The 15298-nt window shown below is 70.1% G+C and carries 14 protein-coding genes; 7 read left to right on the top strand and 7 right to left on the bottom strand.

Translation table 11 applies throughout. The features are described from left to right. The first annotated feature begins 13 nt into the window (after window positions 1-13). Together ACZ5D2_RS06055 and ACZ5D2_RS06060 are read left to right on the top strand one after the other, a co-directional pair. Window positions 14-979 carry a diacylglycerol/lipid kinase family protein gene (locus ACZ5D2_RS06055; RefSeq protein WP_371676724.1) on the top strand — a complete coding sequence of 322 codons (966 nt, stop codon included), beginning with the start codon at window positions 14-16 and terminating at the stop codon, window positions 977-979. Window positions 980-1299: 320 nt separating this feature from the next. Then, the gene (locus ACZ5D2_RS06060; protein WP_004937597.1) at window positions 1300-1557 is read left to right on the top strand and encodes a WhiB family transcriptional regulator; all 258 of its coding nucleotides are present in this window, start codon (window positions 1300-1302) and stop codon (window positions 1555-1557) included. 151 nt (window positions 1558-1708) lie between these two features. Here ACZ5D2_RS06060 and ACZ5D2_RS06065 read toward each other — a convergent pair whose 3' ends face one another. Beyond that, entirely contained in the window at window positions 1709-3178 is a 1470-nt protein-coding gene (locus ACZ5D2_RS06065; protein ID WP_371681161.1) for a sensor histidine kinase, read from the bottom strand. 462 nt (window positions 3179-3640) lie between these two features. After that, on the bottom strand, window positions 3641-4234 hold the full coding sequence (locus ACZ5D2_RS06070) for a TetR/AcrR family transcriptional regulator (RefSeq protein ID WP_371676725.1): 594 nt from the start codon (window positions 4232-4234) through the stop codon (window positions 3641-3643). 84 nt (window positions 4235-4318) lie between these two features. On the opposite strand from ACZ5D2_RS06070, the gene ACZ5D2_RS06075 reads away from it, so the two are divergent. Together ACZ5D2_RS06075 and nagB are read left to right on the top strand one after the other, a co-directional pair. Then, a complete protein-coding gene (locus ACZ5D2_RS06075; RefSeq protein ID WP_371676726.1) occupies window positions 4319-5077 on the top strand; it encodes an SDR family oxidoreductase in 759 nt (252 codons plus the stop codon). Window positions 5078-5218: 141 nt separating this feature from the next. After that, the gene (nagB, locus tag ACZ5D2_RS06080) at window positions 5219-6004 is read left to right on the top strand and encodes a glucosamine-6-phosphate deaminase (protein WP_371676727.1); all 786 of its coding nucleotides are present in this window, start codon (window positions 5219-5221) and stop codon (window positions 6002-6004) included. Between the two features lie 123 nt (window positions 6005-6127). On the opposite strand, the gene ACZ5D2_RS06085 is transcribed toward nagB, so the two are convergent. The 4 genes from ACZ5D2_RS06085 to ACZ5D2_RS06100 form a co-directional block, all read right to left on the bottom strand. Next, window positions 6128-7618, bottom strand: a complete 1491-nt coding sequence (locus ACZ5D2_RS06085; RefSeq protein ID WP_371676728.1) for a glycoside hydrolase family 3 protein — start codon at window positions 7616-7618, stop codon at window positions 6128-6130. A gap of 6 nt (window positions 7619-7624) precedes the next feature. Then, window positions 7625-8461 (bottom strand): carbohydrate ABC transporter permease, encoded by an 837-nt coding sequence (locus ACZ5D2_RS06090; RefSeq protein WP_371681162.1) that lies wholly within the window; start codon window positions 8459-8461, stop codon window positions 7625-7627. Window positions 8462-8520: 59 nt separating this feature from the next. After that, entirely contained in the window at window positions 8521-9543 is a 1023-nt protein-coding gene (locus ACZ5D2_RS06095; RefSeq protein ID WP_371676729.1) for a carbohydrate ABC transporter permease, read from the bottom strand. 154 nt (window positions 9544-9697) lie between these two features. Continuing rightward, complete coding sequence (locus tag ACZ5D2_RS06100; protein WP_468927483.1) at window positions 9698-10984, bottom strand: extracellular solute-binding protein; 1287 nt, start codon at window positions 10982-10984, stop codon at window positions 9698-9700. 293 nt (window positions 10985-11277) lie between these two features. Here ACZ5D2_RS06100 and ACZ5D2_RS06105 point away from each other — a divergent pair, with 293 nt between their 5' ends. The 3 genes from ACZ5D2_RS06105 (at window position 11278) to ACZ5D2_RS06115 (ending at window position 14618) form a co-directional block, all read left to right on the top strand. Further along, the gene (locus tag ACZ5D2_RS06105) at window positions 11278-12042 is read left to right on the top strand and encodes a GntR family transcriptional regulator (RefSeq protein ID WP_371681164.1); all 765 of its coding nucleotides are present in this window, start codon (window positions 11278-11280) and stop codon (window positions 12040-12042) included. Window positions 12043-12171: 129 nt separating this feature from the next. After that, the gene (locus ACZ5D2_RS06110; protein ID WP_371676731.1) at window positions 12172-14424 is read left to right on the top strand and encodes a carbon starvation CstA family protein; all 2253 of its coding nucleotides are present in this window, start codon (window positions 12172-12174) and stop codon (window positions 14422-14424) included. Further along, on the top strand, window positions 14421-14618 hold the full coding sequence (locus ACZ5D2_RS06115; protein ID WP_266842195.1) for a YbdD/YjiX family protein: 198 nt from the start codon (window positions 14421-14423) through the stop codon (window positions 14616-14618). Before ACZ5D2_RS06110 ends, ACZ5D2_RS06115 begins: the two co-directional genes overlap by 4 nt. Before the next feature lie 55 nt (window positions 14619-14673). On the opposite strand, the gene ACZ5D2_RS06120 is transcribed toward ACZ5D2_RS06115, so the two are convergent. Continuing rightward, on the bottom strand, window positions 14674-15258 hold the full coding sequence (locus ACZ5D2_RS06120; protein WP_468927486.1) for a Uma2 family endonuclease: 585 nt from the start codon (window positions 15256-15258) through the stop codon (window positions 14674-14676). Window positions 15259-15298 lie beyond the last annotated feature (40 nt).

Raw genomic sequence — 15298 nt, forward strand, 5'->3', positions numbered from 1 at the left:
TAGTCTGGCGCTCATGCGTGCACTTCTCGTGGCCAACCCAGCAGCGACGACCACCAGTGCGCGCACGCGCGACGTCCTGACCCATGCGCTCGCCAGCGAGATGAAGCTGGAGGCGGTGACCACCGAGTACCGGGGGCACGCCCGCGACCTGGGCCGCAAGGCCGCGCACGAGGGTGTGGACCTCGTGGTGGCGCTGGGCGGCGACGGCACCGTGAACGAGGTCGTCAACGGACTGCTGCACGAGGGCCCCGATCCGGAGCGGCTGCCGCGGCTGGCGGTGGTACCCGGCGGTTCGACGAACGTCTTCGCCCGCGCGCTCGGGCTGCCCAACGATTCGGTGGAGGCGACCGGCGCCCTGCTGGACGCGCTGCGGGAGCGGCGCGAGCGGACGGTGGGACTGGGACTGGCCGCCGGCACCCCCGGGACCGAGGACGAGTCGGTCCCGGCGCGCTGGTTCACGTTCTGCGCGGGCTTCGGCTTCGACGCGGGTGTGGTGGGGCGGGTCGAGCAGCAGCGCGAACGCGGCAAGCGTTCGACGCACGCCCTGTACGTGCGACAGCTCATGCGCCAGTTCTGGGAGGAGCCGAACCGCCGGCGCGGGACGATCACGCTGGAGCGGCCCGGCGCGGATCCGGTGACGGATCTGGTGCTGTCGATAGTCTGCAACACCTCGCCCTGGACGTATCTGGGCAATCGTCCGCTTTACGCCTCTCCGGAGGCGTCGTTCGATACTGCGCTTGACGTATTGGCCCTCGACCGTTTGTCAACTCCGGCCGTCGCCAGGTACGCCACGCAGCTCCTGACCTCGACTCCTGAGCGCGGCCCGCACGGCAAGCATGCGGTGTCTCTGCACGATCTGACCGACTTCACCTTGCATTCGAAGGTTCCCCTCCCGTTCCAGATGGACGGGGACCACCTCGGACTGCGCACCAGCGTTCGGTTCACAGGCGTACGCCGTGCACTGCGTGTGATTGTGTGAGTGGAAGAGCCAAAAGTCCTTCCACTCGAACGTTTACACGCCGGTCCACCCCCAGGAACTAGGGCTGTGACCTAGTAGACACCGACGAATCCAAAAAAACTTTCCGGAAGGGGTTGTATCCCCGTCCGAGGTTTGCGAATCTCTACATGGCGATCGGGACAGCCCGCAAAACCCGGCACCCACACAGAACGCCAGAACCCCTCCACGAATCTTCGGACCCCACCAGTCACCTGGGGGTCGGCCCTTCCCTCACGGGGGGATTCGTGAAAGCGTTCACATTCACAAGCAACCTGCCCGCAATACAAGGAGATGGAGCAGCCATGGACTGGCGTCACAACGCCGTTTGCCGCGAGGAAGACCCCGAGCTCTTCTTCCCCATCGGCAACACCGGTCCTGCGCTGCTGCAGATCGAGGAAGCCAAGGCCGTCTGCCGCCGTTGCCCCGTCATGGAGCAGTGCCTGCAGTGGGCGCTCGAGTCCGGTCAGGACTCCGGCGTCTGGGGTGGCCTCAGCGAGGACGAGCGCCGCGCCATGAAGCGCCGCGCCGCTCGCAACCGGGCGCGTAACGCCACCGCCTGACATTCGACTTTTCGAGCCTCGACGCGCAGCGCGTAGTACCAGACAAGCGCTCAGCAACGTGCTCTTGAGCCCCGGACCGGGAACCATTCGGTCCGGGGCTCAGTGCTGTTCCCCTCACGTTGCGTAACGCGGTTCCGGCTCCCGCGGCGGGCTACTTCTGCGGGCTCGCCGGTACGTCGAGGACGACCTTGGTGCCGCGCGGCTCGGCCCGGAGCATGTCGAAGGTGCCGCCGAGCTCCCCCTCCACGAGGGTCCGTACGATCTGCAGCCCGAGGTTGCCGGCCCGCTGCGGGTCGAAGCCCTCGGGCAGACCGCATCCGTCGTCGAGCACCGTGATCAGCAGCCGGGCGTCGGCGCGGCCGGTTCCGGTGCGGGTCGCGGACACCTCGACCGTGCCGCCCTCCCCCTGGGTGAAGGCGTGCTCCAGGGCGTTCTGGAGGATCTCGGTCAGCACCATCGACAGCGGAGTGGCGACCTCCGCGTCCAGGATCCCGAAGCGGCCGATGCGCCGGCAGCGCACCTTTCCGGGCGAGATCTCGGCGACCATCGCGATCACGCGGTCGGCGATCTCGTCGAACTCGACGCGCTCGTCGAGGTTCTGAGACAGGGTCTCGTGCACGATCGCGATCGAACCGACGCGGCGCACCGCCTCGTTCAGCGCCTCGCGGCCGTTCTCCGAATCCATCCGGCGGGCCTGGAGGCGCAAGAGCGCGGCCACGGTCTGGAGGTTGTTCTTCACCCGGTGGTGGATCTCCCGGATGGTGGCGTCCTTGGTGATCAGTTCGCGTTCGCGACGGCGCAGTTCGGTGACGTCGCGGCAGAGCACGAGGGAGCCGATCCGGGTCCCCTTGGGCTTCAGCGGGATGGCGCGCAGCTGGATGACCCCGCCGTTGCCCTCGACTTCGGTCTCCCGGGGAGCCCAGCCGCTGGCCAGTTTGACGATGGCCTCGTCCACCGGGCCCCGGGTGGGGGCGAGTTCGGCGGTGGTGGTGCCCAGATGCTGGCCGACCAGGTCGGAGGCGAGGCCCAGACGGTGGTAGGCGGAGAGCGCGTTGGGGGACGCGTACGTCACCACGCCCTCGGCGTCGAGCCGCATCAGGCCGTCCCCGGCGCGCGGGGAGGCGTCCATGTCGACCTGCTGGCCGGGGAAGGGGAAGGAGCCCGCGGCGATCATCTGCGCGAGGTCGGAGGCGGACTGGAGGTAGGTGAGCTCCAGCCGGCTGGGTGTACGCACAGTGAGCAGATTGGTGTTCCGCGCGATCACGCCGAGGACCCGGCCCTCGCGGCGGACGGGGATCGACTCGACGCGGACCGGCACCTCCTCGCGCCACTCGGGGTCGCCCTCGCGCACGATGCGGCCCTCGTCGAGGGCGGCGTCGAGCAGCGGGCGCCGGCCGCGCGGCACCAGGTGGCCGACCATGTCGTCCTGGTACGAGGTGGGGCCGGTGTTCGGGCGCATCTGCGCGACCGAGACGTAGCGGGAGCCGTCGAGGGTGGGCACCCAGAGCACGAGGTCGGCGAAGGAGAGGTCGGAGAGCAGCTGCCACTCCGAGACCAGCAGGTGGAGCCACTCCAGGTCGGTTTCACTGAGAGCGGTGTGCTGGCGTACGAGGTCGTTCATGGAGGGCACGTGGCGAGCGTACCCCGGGTACGGGGATGACTTTCCACACGGCGAATACTCAGGAGTACCCAGGAGGGGCCCACTCCGCGTACTGTTGGATGAAGTGACGGGATTGCAGACCCCGCCATTGGATGGACAGGACAGATTGGTCTAGTCCACAATTGTGTCAAGTTTCCGCCCTCCCCGCACAGGAGGACGGATCGAGGTAACCGCGCGCTCTGCCCTGACCGCGCAGGCACCTCCCACCGGCCGTCGGGAACCGCACACCCGGTCGGCCGTAAGTACTCCGGGCTACGGTGCCGGGCGGGCTGAGGGTCCCGTCCTGCACCGTGGCCCAGAGGAAAGCAACGCTGCGGAAAGCCGGCGCGACGGAAAGTGAGCGCGCCGGAGGGGTGCGGCACGATCGAATTCGCCGCCCGGGAATTCCCCCGCCGACAGGCCGCGGAAATCCACGCGGGTCCCCTACGCCGGCCAGGCGCCCAGCGCCAGCTCCGCCACCGCTTCCAGCTCTTCCCGGCCCGCCCCGTCGCGCGACTGCTGCGACATCCCCTGGAGCACGGCCCCCGCGTAGCGGGCCAGCGCCCGCGCGTCCGTGCCGGCGGGCAGCTCGCCGGTGGCGACGTCGGCCCGGATGCGGCTCTCGAACAGCTCCAGGTTGGCGTTGCGGCGCTCGCGCAGGGCATCGGCCACCTCCTGCGAGGTGGTGTTGACCGCGGCGCTGATCACCATGCAGCCCGGCGGGTGGGCCGGGTCGGTGTAGATCTCGGCGGCCTCGCGCAGGATCCGGCCGATGGCGGCGCGGGCGGTGGGCTCCTCCGCGAGGGCGACGCCCGCGAAGTCCCCGTACCGGCCGCCGTAGACCACCACGACCTCGTCGAAGAGCTTGCGCTTGTCACCGAAGGCGGCGTAGAGGCTGGGCGCGCCGATGCCCAGGGTCCTGGTCAGGTCGGCGATGGACGTCGCCTCGTAACCGTTCTCCCAGAAGGCGAGCATGGCCTTGTCGAGGGCGGCGTCCCGGTCGAAGGAGCGGGGCCTGCCACGTTGTCCGGTCACCATGCGCCACATTCTATAGCGACCGCTAGACATCTGGTACGGTCCATTCTGTATCGACCGCTAGCAAATGCTGAAGGGGGGCGCGCCATGGGCGTGCTCAAGGGGAAGACGGCACTGGTCACGGGCGGCAGCAGGGGCATCGGACGGGCGGTGGCCGAGCGCCTCGCCCGCGACGGCGCCCTGGTCGCGGTCCACTACGGACACGACGAGGGGGCCGCCGAGGAGACCGTCGGGGCGATCACGGCGGCCGGGGGCCGCGCCTTCGCCATCGGGGCGGAGCTCGGGGTGGCGGGGGACGCGCAGGCGCTCTGGGCGGCGTACGGGGCCCATCCGCGGGCCACGGAGCGGGTGGACGTCCTGGTGAACAACGCCGGGGCGGCGACCTTCGCCGGCATCGAGGAGACGGACGAGGAGACCTTCGGGCGGATCCAGGCGCTCAACGCCCGGGCGCCCTTCTTCGTGATCAAGCACGGGCTGGAGCGGCTGACCGACGGGGGCCGGATCGTCAACGTGACCGGCACCCCCGCCATCGCACTGCCGGCGATCCTGGCCACGATCATGGCCAAGGGCGCGGTGAACGCGCTGACCGTGTCCCTGGCCGCCGCGCTCGCCCCGCGGGGGATCACCGTGAACTCGGTGGGTCCGGGCATCACCGAGACCGACCTCAACGCCGCCTGGCTCGCCGACCCGCAGGCCCGCGCGCACGCCTCCTCGCGCTCGGTCTTCGGCCGGGTGGGCACCCCGCAGGAGGTCGCCGACGTGGTGGCCTTCCTGGCCTCGCCGGATTCCCGCTGGGTCACGGGCCAGCACCTGGACGCCACGGGCGGTCTCCAGCTGGCGCTGTAGGACCCCCGGCGCGCGGCCGGGCGGGGGGCGGGGATCGGGAAGACGATGGAAGGGGCACGAGCCCGCCCATCGGCGGGCACGCTCTGCTAGATTGGTCTATACCACAAGTGTCCGCACCTCTCTCAGATCGGCAGGCCCCGCGTGGAAGTTGTCATCGTCCCGGACGCCAAGGCAGGCGGCGAGCTCATCGCGGAGGCCATGGCCGCCCTGGTCCGCCGCAAGCCCGACGCCCTGCTCGGCGTGGCGACCGGCTCTACCCCGCTGCCCGTCTACGAAGCCCTCGCCGCCAAGGTCAGGGCCGGCGAGGTCGACGCCTCCGGGGCCCGGATCTGTCAGCTCGACGAGTACGTCGGCCTGCCGGCCGGGCACCCGGAGTCCTACCGCGCCGTCGTGCTCCGCGAGGTCGTGGAGCCGCTCGGGCTGACCGAGGGGTCCTTCATGGGCCCCGACGGCTCCGCCGCCGACGTCCAGGCCGCCTGCGCGGCCTACGACCAGGCCCTCGCGGACGCCGGCGGGGTGGACCTCCAGCTGCTGGGCATCGGCACGGACGGCCACATCGGCTTCAACGAGCCGTGCTCCTCCCTGGCCTCCCGCACCCGGATCAAGACGCTGACGGAGCAGACGCGCGTGGACAACGCGCGCTTCTTCGAGGACGACATAGACCAGGTGCCCCACCACGTCATCACCCAGGGCATCGGCACCATCCTCGACGCCCGCCACCTGGTCCTGCTGGCCACCGGCGAGGGCAAGGCCGAGGCCGTCGCGCAGACCGTGGAGGGCCCGCTGTCCGCGCTGGTCCCGGCCTCCGCGCTGCAGCTGCACCGGCACGCCACCGTCGTCGTGGACGAGGCGGCCGCCTCCAAGCTGAAGCTGGCCGACTACTTCCGCCACACCTTCGCCAACAAGCCCTCCTGGCAGGGCCTGTAGGAGCACCGGCGCCACGCGGAAAGGGCCGGGCCCCCTCCTCGGGGGCCCGGCCCTTCGCGCGTGCCCGGACGCGGCGGCGCCGGACACCCCCGTGACGGGTGTCCGGCGCCCCGTCCGACGGCGTCAGTCCCGCCGCGTGCCCGCGATGACCTCGGCGGCGGCCCGCCCGCAGACGCGGGAGGCTCCGTGCGTGGCGACGTACAGGGCCCCGCGCGGCTCGGCGAGCGGTACGCCCATCTCCACGACCACCGTGTCCGGCCGGGCCGCGACCAGGGCGTCCAGCACCTCGGCCATCCAGGGGTGCCGGTGCGCGTCGCGCACCACGGCGACGACCGTACGGGACCCCGCCGCGGCCAGTACGTCCCCGGCGGCGCTGCCCTCGGGGTAGACGCCCGATCCGGTGCCCGGGACCAGCCCGGCCAGCTCCGCGGCCACCCCCCACGGGGTCTCGTCGCCGACCGCGATGTTCGCGACGGGCGCGAGCGTGGCCACGTAGGGGGCGGACACGGTGGCCGGGGTGCCCGAGACGACCACCGCGCGGCGGGCCGCCGTCAGGCCGATGCCGGACGCGCGGCTCCCCTCCGGTCGCGCGTCCGGCCGGGCCCGGCGGGTCCATTCGGCGAGGGCACGCACCCGGGCGGCGGCGTCGGCGAGCCGCTCCTCCGCCAGCGTGCCCTCGCGTACGGCGGCCACGAGGGCGTCCCGCAGGCTCAGGACGGTCGCCTCGTCGGCCAGTCCCCCGCCGACGCAGATCGCGTCGGCGCCGGCGGCGATGGCCAGGACCGAGCCGCGCTCGATGCCGTACGTCCCGGCGATGGCGTTCATCTCCATGCCGTCGGTGACGATGAGGCCCTCGTAGCCGAGCTCCTTGCGCAGCAGACCGGTCAGGATCTGCGGGCTGAGCGTGGCCGGGCGGGTCGGGTCGAGTGCGGGCACCAGGATGTGCGCGCTCATCACGGCCTTGCTGCCGGCCTCGATGGCCGCCCTGAACGGGACCAGCTCGCGGACCTGCAGGGTGTCCAGGTCCACGTCGATGCGGGGCATGGCGTGGTGGGAGTCGACGTTGGTGTCCCCGTGGCCCGGGAAGTGCTTGGTGCAGGCGGCGACCCCGGCGTCCTGGAGGCCCTCGACGTAGGCGGCGGTGTGCCGGGCCGCCAGGGCGGTGTCGGCGCCGAAGGAGCGGACGCCGATGACCGGGTTGTCGGGGTTGGAGTTGACGTCCGCGGACGGCGCCCAGTTGAGGTTGACCCCGCACTCGGCGAGGCGGCGGCCCAGTTCCCGGGCGACCTCGCGGGTCAGGGCGGTGTCGTCGACGGCGCCGAGCGCGAGGTTGCCGGGGAAGGACGAGCCGCCCCGGACCTCCAGGCGGGTGACGTCCCCGCCCTCCTCGTCGATGGCGACGAGGACGTCGTCCCGTTCGGCGCGCAGTTGCGCGGTCAGGGCGGCGAGCTGCTCCGCGGAGGCGATGTTGCGGCCGAAGAGGCCCACGGCGGTGAGGCCTTCGCCGACCCGGCGCAGCACCCAGGCGGGGGCGGTGGTGCCCTCGAAACCGGGCTGGAGGACGGCGAGGGCGTCGCGGGTGAGGGTGTCCGCCCGGTGCGCAAGGACAGTCATGGGCCGTTATCCCTTCACGGCGCCGGCGGTCATGCCGCCGACGGCCTTGCGCTGGAGGAAGATGAAGATCAGCAGGACCGGGACGGCGAACAGCGAGGACGCGGCCATGGTCGCGCCCCAGTCGTTGCCGAAGGCGGTTTTGAACTGGGTCAGCCACAGCGGCAGGGTCTGCGCGGTCTTGTCCTTGTTCAGGATCAGGACCATGGCGAACTCGTTCCAGGCGGTGATGAAGCCGAAGAGCGAGGTGGACATCAGACCGGGCGCCAGCAGCGGGAAGATCACCTTGCGGAAGGCCTGGCCGCGGGTGCAGCCGTCGATCTGGGCGGCTTCCTCCAGGGTCACCGGGACGGCGGCGATGAAGCCGCGCAGGGTCCAGATGGTGAAGGGGAGGACCATCACGAAGTAGATCGCGGTGAGCATCGGGAGGCTGTTCAGCATCTCGGCGTCCCGCAGGATCATGTACATCGCGATGACCATGACCTCCCAGGGGGCCATCTGCGCCATCATCACGGCCAGGACCATGCCCTTGCGGCCGCGGAACTTCATGCGGGCGATCGCGAAGCTCGCGGCGAGGGCGACGAGCAGGGCCAGCAGGACCGCGCTGACGGTGACGACGAGACTGTTCGTCACGTACGTCCAGAAGTTGTCGACCCCGGTGGCCTTCTCGAAGTTCTCCGTCGTCGGGGTGAAGACGAACACCGGGTCCTTGGTGAGGATCTCGCTCGACGGCTTCAGTGCCGAGGAGAACATCCAGTAGACCGGGAAGAGGAAGAGCAGGGCCAGCAGCAGGGCGCCGAGGTTCTTGGCGACGGTCGCGGGGCGCAGCGGGCCGCGGGTGCGCAGCCGCTGGGCGGGCTGTGCCGACGGGGCGGTCCGGGCCGGCTTGGGGGCGGTGGTGGTGCTCACTGCTCCTCCTCCTGCTTCAGGATCAGGCGGAAGTAGAAGGACATGATGACGATCAGGATCAGGATCGTCAGGACGGAGATCGCGGCGGCGAGACCGTAGTGGGACTGGCTCTGGCCCTCGACGAAGGCGAAGACCGGGAGGATCTCGGACGCGCGGTCGGGGCCGCCCTTGTTCATCGCGTAGACCTGGGTGAAGGCCTTGAAGACCCAGATCACCTCAAGGAAGGTGGTGATCAGGAAGAAGGGCTTGAGCTGCGGGAAGACGACCTTCCAGAAGGTCTGCCAGCCGTTGGCGCCGTCCATGCGGGCGGCCTCGTACAGTTCGGCGCCGACGGTGGTCAGCGCGGCGTACATGTTGAGTGCGACGAAGGGGATGGAGCCCCAGACCACGAGGACGGTGACGATCGTCAGGGTGGACAGGCCGGTCTCGAACCAGTTGTGCTGCTCGTAGCCGGAGAAGCCGGCGGTGCGCATCACCCAGTTCATCACGCCGAACTGCTCGTCGAACAGCCAGTAGAAGACCTGGACGGAGGCGACGATCGGCATGGCCCAGGCCATCACCAGGGCCATCGACAGGACCAGGCGCATCTTCTTGCCGAGCTTGTTCAGCAGGAGGCCGATGAGGCTGCCGATCGCCATGATCAGGACGACGTTGGCGAGGGTGAAGCCGAAGCTGCGCAGGACGACGGTCCAGAAGTTCGAGTCGCCGAGCAGCTGGGTGTAGTTGTCGAAGCCCGCGGAGGGGTACTTGCGCTGGATGAACTCGATCTTGTTGATGTCCTGGAAGGACAGGATCACGTTCTTGATCAGCGGGTAGACGAGCAGGACCGCGAGGCTGAGCACCGCCGGTGCGATCAGCAGGTACGGCAGCCACCCCGTGGGGAGCTGCTTTCTGCCCCCGCGAGGAGACGGTTGGCTGGGGCCGGCCGGGGCGGCGGGTGCTTTCGGCGGCAGGCCGGCGGACTTCGGTGGTGCGTCCTGTGGAGCGGTGGTCGCCGCTCCCTGGGAGTGCACGGTCATGTCTGGGCTTCCTCGCGGTTGACTGTGGAGTCAAATGCGCGACCGGGGGCGCGGCAGGCGCTGCGGGGCGCCTCCCCCACCCCCCGGTGCGATCACACTGCTGGGTGCTGCGGGTGCTGCGGGCTTCGGGTACTGCCGGTACTGCGGGGCGGTACTACTTGTTGATGCGGTTCGCGATTTCCTTGTCCGCGTCCGCGCCCGCCTTGGCGGCGTCCTCGCCCTTCAGGACCTTGGTCATGAACTCCTTGATGGGGTTCGGCTCGGTCTCGACGTTCGCCCAGCCGGCCGTGACCGGGGTGATCTTGCCGGAGAGGGCGGCCTTGGCCATGGACTCCGCGAAGGAGCCGGGGGCGGCGGCGAAGTTGGCGGCGGCCTGGTTCGGGAGCAGGGCGCCCTCGGTGGCGGCGGCGTACTTGGTCATCTGCTCCTTGCCGGCGGCGAGGGCGAGCCACTCCTTGGCGAGCTCCTTGTTCTTGGAGCGCTCGGCCACGGCGAGGTTCGAGCCGCCGAGGAAGACGGAGCCCGGCTTGTCGGCGGTCTTGCCCGGGATCGGGAAGTAGCCGAAGTCGCCGTCCTTGCCGGCGTCCTTCAGGGCCTTCAGCGCGCCCTGGGCCTCCCAGCCGAGACCGATCCAGGACGAGACGCCGCCCTTGGGGACGATGTCGGTGGACTGCTGCGGGGTGGCCTCGTCCTTGTCCTTGGGGGCGGTGGAGTAGGACTGGAGCTTCTTGTAGAAGTCCATCGCGGAGGCGGCCTGCGGGGTGCTCAGCTGGCCCTTCCACTTGCCGCCGTCCTTGACGGCGAGGTCGCCGCCCTCGTCCCAGACGAAGCCGGCGAGGATGTACCAGCTCTGGCCGGGCAGGTAGATCGGCTGCGCGGCCGGGTCGGAGGCCTTCAGCTTCTCCAGACCGGCGACCCACTCGTCACGGGTCTTGGGGGCGGTGATGCCGGCCTTCTCGTAGGCCTTCTTGTCGTAGATGACGACGCGGTTGGCGGCGTACCAGGGAGCGGCGTACAGCTTGCCGTCGACCTCGGCGGAGGACAGCATGCCCTTCGACCAGGCGTCGGCGCCGAGCTTGGACTTGTCGTCGGACAGGTCGGCGAGGCCGCCGGTGACCGCGTAGCCGACGGTCTGGGTGTTGCCGAGCTCAAGGACGTCCGGCGGGGTGTTCTCGGAGAGGGCGGTGGTGACCTTCTCCTGGATGCCGGTCCACTTCTGCTCTTCGACCTTCACCGTCACACCGGGGTGCTTGGCCGAGAACTGCTTGTTGACCTCTTCGAGCCAGGCCTTCGGTGCGGAGCCGTCCATCACCCAGACGGTGATCTCCTTGGCGCCACCCGACGCGTCGGCCTTCGGCTTGTCGTCGCCGCCGTTGCCGCACGCCGCGACACCGACCATCATGCCCACGACACCGACCGCCGCAATGAGCTTGCGCTTCACGCCACCCTCCTCAGGGATGCTGCCTGCAACTTCCCTCGCCCGCCGCGGTGACGTACGTACCAAGTACTGCCCGTGGGGCCGGGATCCGATCCATATTGGTGTAGACCAGTAACCGGAGCTTGGCCTAGACCTTTAGGGGTGTCAAGGGTCTAATGAGCGGGTGCTCGGTCCGTTACCGGACCGACACCTGGGGGAGGGAGGAGGCCTGTCCTCCCTCCCGTGTCACCATGTGACCGCACATATCGGAGGAGCCGGTGACGGCAGCGAAACTGGAGTCGGGAAGGCGGGCGGCGATGGCCACCGAAGGGGCGACCACGGAGCCGGAAGGCGGGGCGGCCACTCGCACGGCGCGTGTGCCCAAGTACTACCGACTCAAGCGGCACTTGCTCGACATGACCGAGACGCTGCCGCCCGGCACGCCGGTGCCGCCGGAGCGCACGCTCGCGGCCGAATTCGACACCTCCCGGACCACCGTCCGGCAGGCCCTGCAGGAGCTCGTGGTCGAGGGGCGGCTGGAGCGCATCCAGGGCAAGGGCACCTTCGTGGCGAAGCCGAAGGTCTCGCAGCCGCTCCAACTCTCCTCGTACACGGAGGACATGCGGGCACAGGGGCTGGAGCCGACCTCCCAGCTCCTGGACATCGGCTACGTGACCGCGGACGACACCCTCGCCGGACTCCTCAAGATCTCCACCGGCGGCCGGGTCCTGCGCATCGAGCGGCTGCGCCTGGCGAGCGGCGAGCCGATGGCCATCGAGACCACGCACCTTTCGGCCAAGCGCTTCCCCGCGCTGCGCCGCTCGCTGGCCAAGTACACCTCCCTCTACACCGCGCTCGCCGAGGTGTACGACGTACGGCTCGCGGAGGCCGAGGAGACCATCGAGACCTCGCTGGCCACCCCCCGCGAGGCCGGACTGCTCGGCACCGACGTCGGCCTGCCGATGCTGATGCTCTCCCGCCATTCGCTGGACGCCGACGGCGAACCGGTCGAATGGGTGCGATCGGTGTACCGCGGCGACCGTTACAAGTTCGTGGCCCGCCTTCAGCGACCCGCCTTGTAGAAGACGGTTGACTCCTGTTCGGCCTCCGGTGGAACCTCATACCGCTATACGGACGGGGACTTACGTCCACCGGTCGGGTCCCCGTAGATTCCCTGCGCTCGGCAGATGATCAACGAGGGGACGAGGATCATGGCGGAACCGGAAGCAACACGGACAGATCGGGCTCCGAACCCGAGGGGCGCGGCGGGCCCCGGCGACGGGCCGGGCTCGCCCCCTCCGACGGGAAGGCTCTCTCCCCGGTCCCTGGCGACCTGGCTGGCCGTGGCCCTCGTAGGGGCCGTCGGCTGGGGGGTGCTGGCGCTCTCCCGGGGTGAGGAGATCTCGGCCGCCTGGCTGCTCGCCGCCGCACTGGGCTCGTACGCCATCGCCTACCGCTTCTACGCGCGGTTCATCGCGAACCGCGTGCTGAGGGTGGACAAGACCCGGGCCACTCCGGCCGAACGCCTCGACAACGGTGTCGACTTCCACCCGACCGACCGGCGCGTGCTCTTCGGCCACCACTTCGCGGCCGTCGCCGGCGCGGGCCCGCTGGTCGGCCCGGTGCTCGCCGCACAGATGGGCTACCTGCCCGGCACGATCTGGATCGTCGCGGGCGTCATCTTCGCCGGCGGCGTGCAGGACATGGTGACGCTGTTCTTCTCCACGCGGCGCGACGGCCGTTCGCTCGGCCAGATGGCCCGGGACGAGATCGGCCCGGTCGGCGGAGCCGCCGCCCTCCTCGCCGTGTTCGCCATCATGATCATCCTGCTGGCCGTGCTCGCGCTCGTCATCGTCAACGCCCTGGCGCATTCGCCGTGGGGCGTCTTCTCCATCGGAATGACCATCCCGATCGCCCTCTTCATGGGCGTCTACCTGCGCGTCCTGCGGCCGGGCCGGGTCACCGAGGTCTCCGTCATCGGCGTGGCGCTGCTGCTCCTCGCCATCGTCGCGGGCGGCTGGGTCGCCGAGTCCTCCTGGGCGGAGTTCTTCACCCTGGAGAAGGAGACCCTGGTCATCTGGATGATCGTCTACGGCTTCATCGCCTCGGTGCTGCCCGTGTGGCTGCTGCTCGCACCCCGCGACTACCTGTCCACGTTCATGAAGGTGGGCACGATCGCGCTGATGGCGGTCGGCGTGGTCGTCGCGGTGCCGACGCTGAAGATGCCCGCGGTCACCGACTTCGCCACGCGCGGCGACGGCCCGGTCTTCGCCGGCTCGATGTTCCCCTTCGTCTTCATCACCATCGCCTGCGGGGCGCTGTCCGGCTTCCACTCGCTGGTCGCCTCCGGCACCACCCCGAAGATGATCCAGAAGGAGACCCAGGTCCGGGTCATCGGCTACGGCGCGATGCTCACCGAGTCCTTCGTCGCGATCATGGCCGTGATCGCCGCGTGCATCATCGAGCCCGGCCTGTTCTTCGCGGTCAACTCCCCCGCCGGGGTCATCGGCACCACCGTCCAGACCGCCTCCGAGGCCGTCACCCACTTCGGCTTCGCCATCACCCCGGACGCCCTCGCGCAGGCCGCGAAGGACGTCGAGGAGGCGAGCCTGCTGTCCCGTACGGGTGGAGCCCCGACCTTCGCACTCGGGATGTCGGAGATCTTCTCCTCCGTCATCGGCGGATCCGGCATGAAGGCGTTCTGGTACCACTTCGCCATCATGTTCGAGGCCCTCTTCATCCTGACCACGGTCGACGCGGGCACCCGCGTCGGGCGGTTCATGCTCCAGGACACCCTCGGCAACGTGCACAAGTCCTTCAAGGACGTCAGCTGGAAGCCGGGCGTCTGGCTGGCCAGCGCCATCGTGGTCGGCGGCTGGGGCTACTTCCTGTGGGTCGGCGTGAAGGACCCGCTGGGCGGCATCAACCAGCTCTTCCCGCTGTTCGGGATCGCGAACCAGCTGCTCGCCGCGGTGGCCCTGGCCGTCTGCACCACGCTGCTGGTGAAGTCGGGGCGGCTCAAGTGGGCCTGGGTCACCGGTGTTCCGCTCGCCTGGGACGTGGCCGTCACCCTCACCGCGAGCTACCAGAAGATCTTCTCCGACGACGTGAAGGTCGGCTTCTTCGCCCAGCGCGACAAGTACCAGACCGGCATCGACGCGGGGAAGGTGCTGCCGCCCGCCAAGAGCATGGACGACATGCACACCGTGGTCACCAACGCCACGGTCGACGGCGTCCTGTCGGTGCTGTTCGCCGTCCTGATCCTGATCGTGCTGGCCGACGCGGCCCGGACCTGCTTCAAGGCCGCCGCCGACCCGGACTCCGTGCGGCTCTCCGAGGTGCCGTGGACCGAGTCGAAGATCGTCGCCCCGGCCGGCCTGCTGGCCTCCGCCGAGGAGAAGGCCGAGCTCGCGGCGGCCGGCCTCGACGGGGGCGGCGGCCGGGTCAAGGAGCCCGTGGCATGAGCGGGGTCCGCGCGGCGCTGGCCAAGGCGCGGTTCTACGTCCGGGAGTTCTCCGGCGAGGCCGCGTACGACCGCTACGTCGCCCACGCCCGCTCCCACGACCCGGACGCCGAGGTCATGACCCGGCGCGCCTTCGAGCGGGCCCGTACGGACGCCCGCGAGGCGGACCCGCGCGAGGGCTTCCGCTGCTGCTGAACCCCTGCCGCGCGCACGAAGGGCCCCGCCGGACCGGCGGGGCCCTTCGGCGCACTCAGCGCACCCAGTCCTTCAGGACTTCCGTCCGCAGGGTGAGGGAGACCGGGTCGGGGAGGGCGATGTCCGTCCCGTACGGCACGATGTGGACGCTCTCGTACCGGCGGCCGTTCGGCTGGCTGTAGACCGAGAGCTCGCACTTGGCCCGGTCGATCAGCAGGTAGACGGGGATGCCCGTCTCCGCGTACGCGCGCGGCTTCTCGACGTGGTCCCGCCGCTGCGTGTCGGAGTCCCATGACGTCACCTCGACGGCCATGAGGACCGGAGCGGGATCGACCCAGTCACCCTGGCCGACGAAGGCCTGAGAAGGCGCCAGCACGGCGTCCGGGATGGCCCGTCCTTCGCGGTATTCCTGAGCCCTGATCCCCTGTCCCCCGTGCAACCAGAGCTCCGGCCGGTGTTGCATGCAGATCCGCGTCAGCCACTGGATGATCATCTGGTGGTCGCCGTCCGGCATGGCCTTGCTCCTGATGACCCCGTCGATGAACTCCAGCCGTGTCCCCTCCCTCTCACGGGCGGCTGTGCGCGCCACGGCCTCGAAGTCCTCGGGCAGCATGTGGGGCCGGTCGGTCATCACGGTCATGCCTCGCTCGCCTTCCTCGACGGTGCCGATTCCGACGATA

Source organism: Streptomyces sp. NPDC031479 (genome assembly GCF_055581065.1).

Excerpts from the sequence above, each read along its gene's own strand:
- ACZ5D2_RS06055 (WP_371676724.1), top strand. The coding sequence starts at position 14 with ATGCGTGCACTTCTCGTGGCCAACCCAGCAGCGACGACCACCAGTGCG.
- ACZ5D2_RS06060 (WP_004937597.1), top strand. The coding sequence starts at position 1,300 with ATGGACTGGCGTCACAACGCCGTTTGCCGCGAGGAAGACCCCGAGCTC.
- ACZ5D2_RS06065 (WP_371681161.1), bottom strand. The coding sequence starts at position 3,178 with ATGAACGACCTCGTACGCCAGCACACCGCTCTCAGTGAAACCGACCTG.
- ACZ5D2_RS06070 (WP_371676725.1), bottom strand. The coding sequence starts at position 4,234 with ATGGTGACCGGACAACGTGGCAGGCCCCGCTCCTTCGACCGGGACGCC.
- ACZ5D2_RS06075 (WP_371676726.1), top strand. The coding sequence starts at position 4,319 with ATGGGCGTGCTCAAGGGGAAGACGGCACTGGTCACGGGCGGCAGCAGG.
- ACZ5D2_RS06085 (WP_371676728.1), bottom strand. The coding sequence starts at position 7,618 with ATGACTGTCCTTGCGCACCGGGCGGACACCCTCACCCGCGACGCCCTC.
- ACZ5D2_RS06095 (WP_371676729.1), bottom strand. The coding sequence starts at position 9,543 with ATGACCGTGCACTCCCAGGGAGCGGCGACCACCGCTCCACAGGACGCA.
- ACZ5D2_RS06105 (WP_371681164.1), top strand. The coding sequence starts at position 11,278 with ATGGCCACCGAAGGGGCGACCACGGAGCCGGAAGGCGGGGCGGCCACT.
- ACZ5D2_RS06110 (WP_371676731.1), top strand. The coding sequence starts at position 12,172 with ATGGCGGAACCGGAAGCAACACGGACAGATCGGGCTCCGAACCCGAGG.
- ACZ5D2_RS06115 (WP_266842195.1), top strand. The coding sequence starts at position 14,421 with ATGAGCGGGGTCCGCGCGGCGCTGGCCAAGGCGCGGTTCTACGTCCGG.
- ACZ5D2_RS06120 (WP_468927486.1), bottom strand. The coding sequence starts at position 15,258 with ATGACCGTGATGACCGACCGGCCCCACATGCTGCCCGAGGACTTCGAG.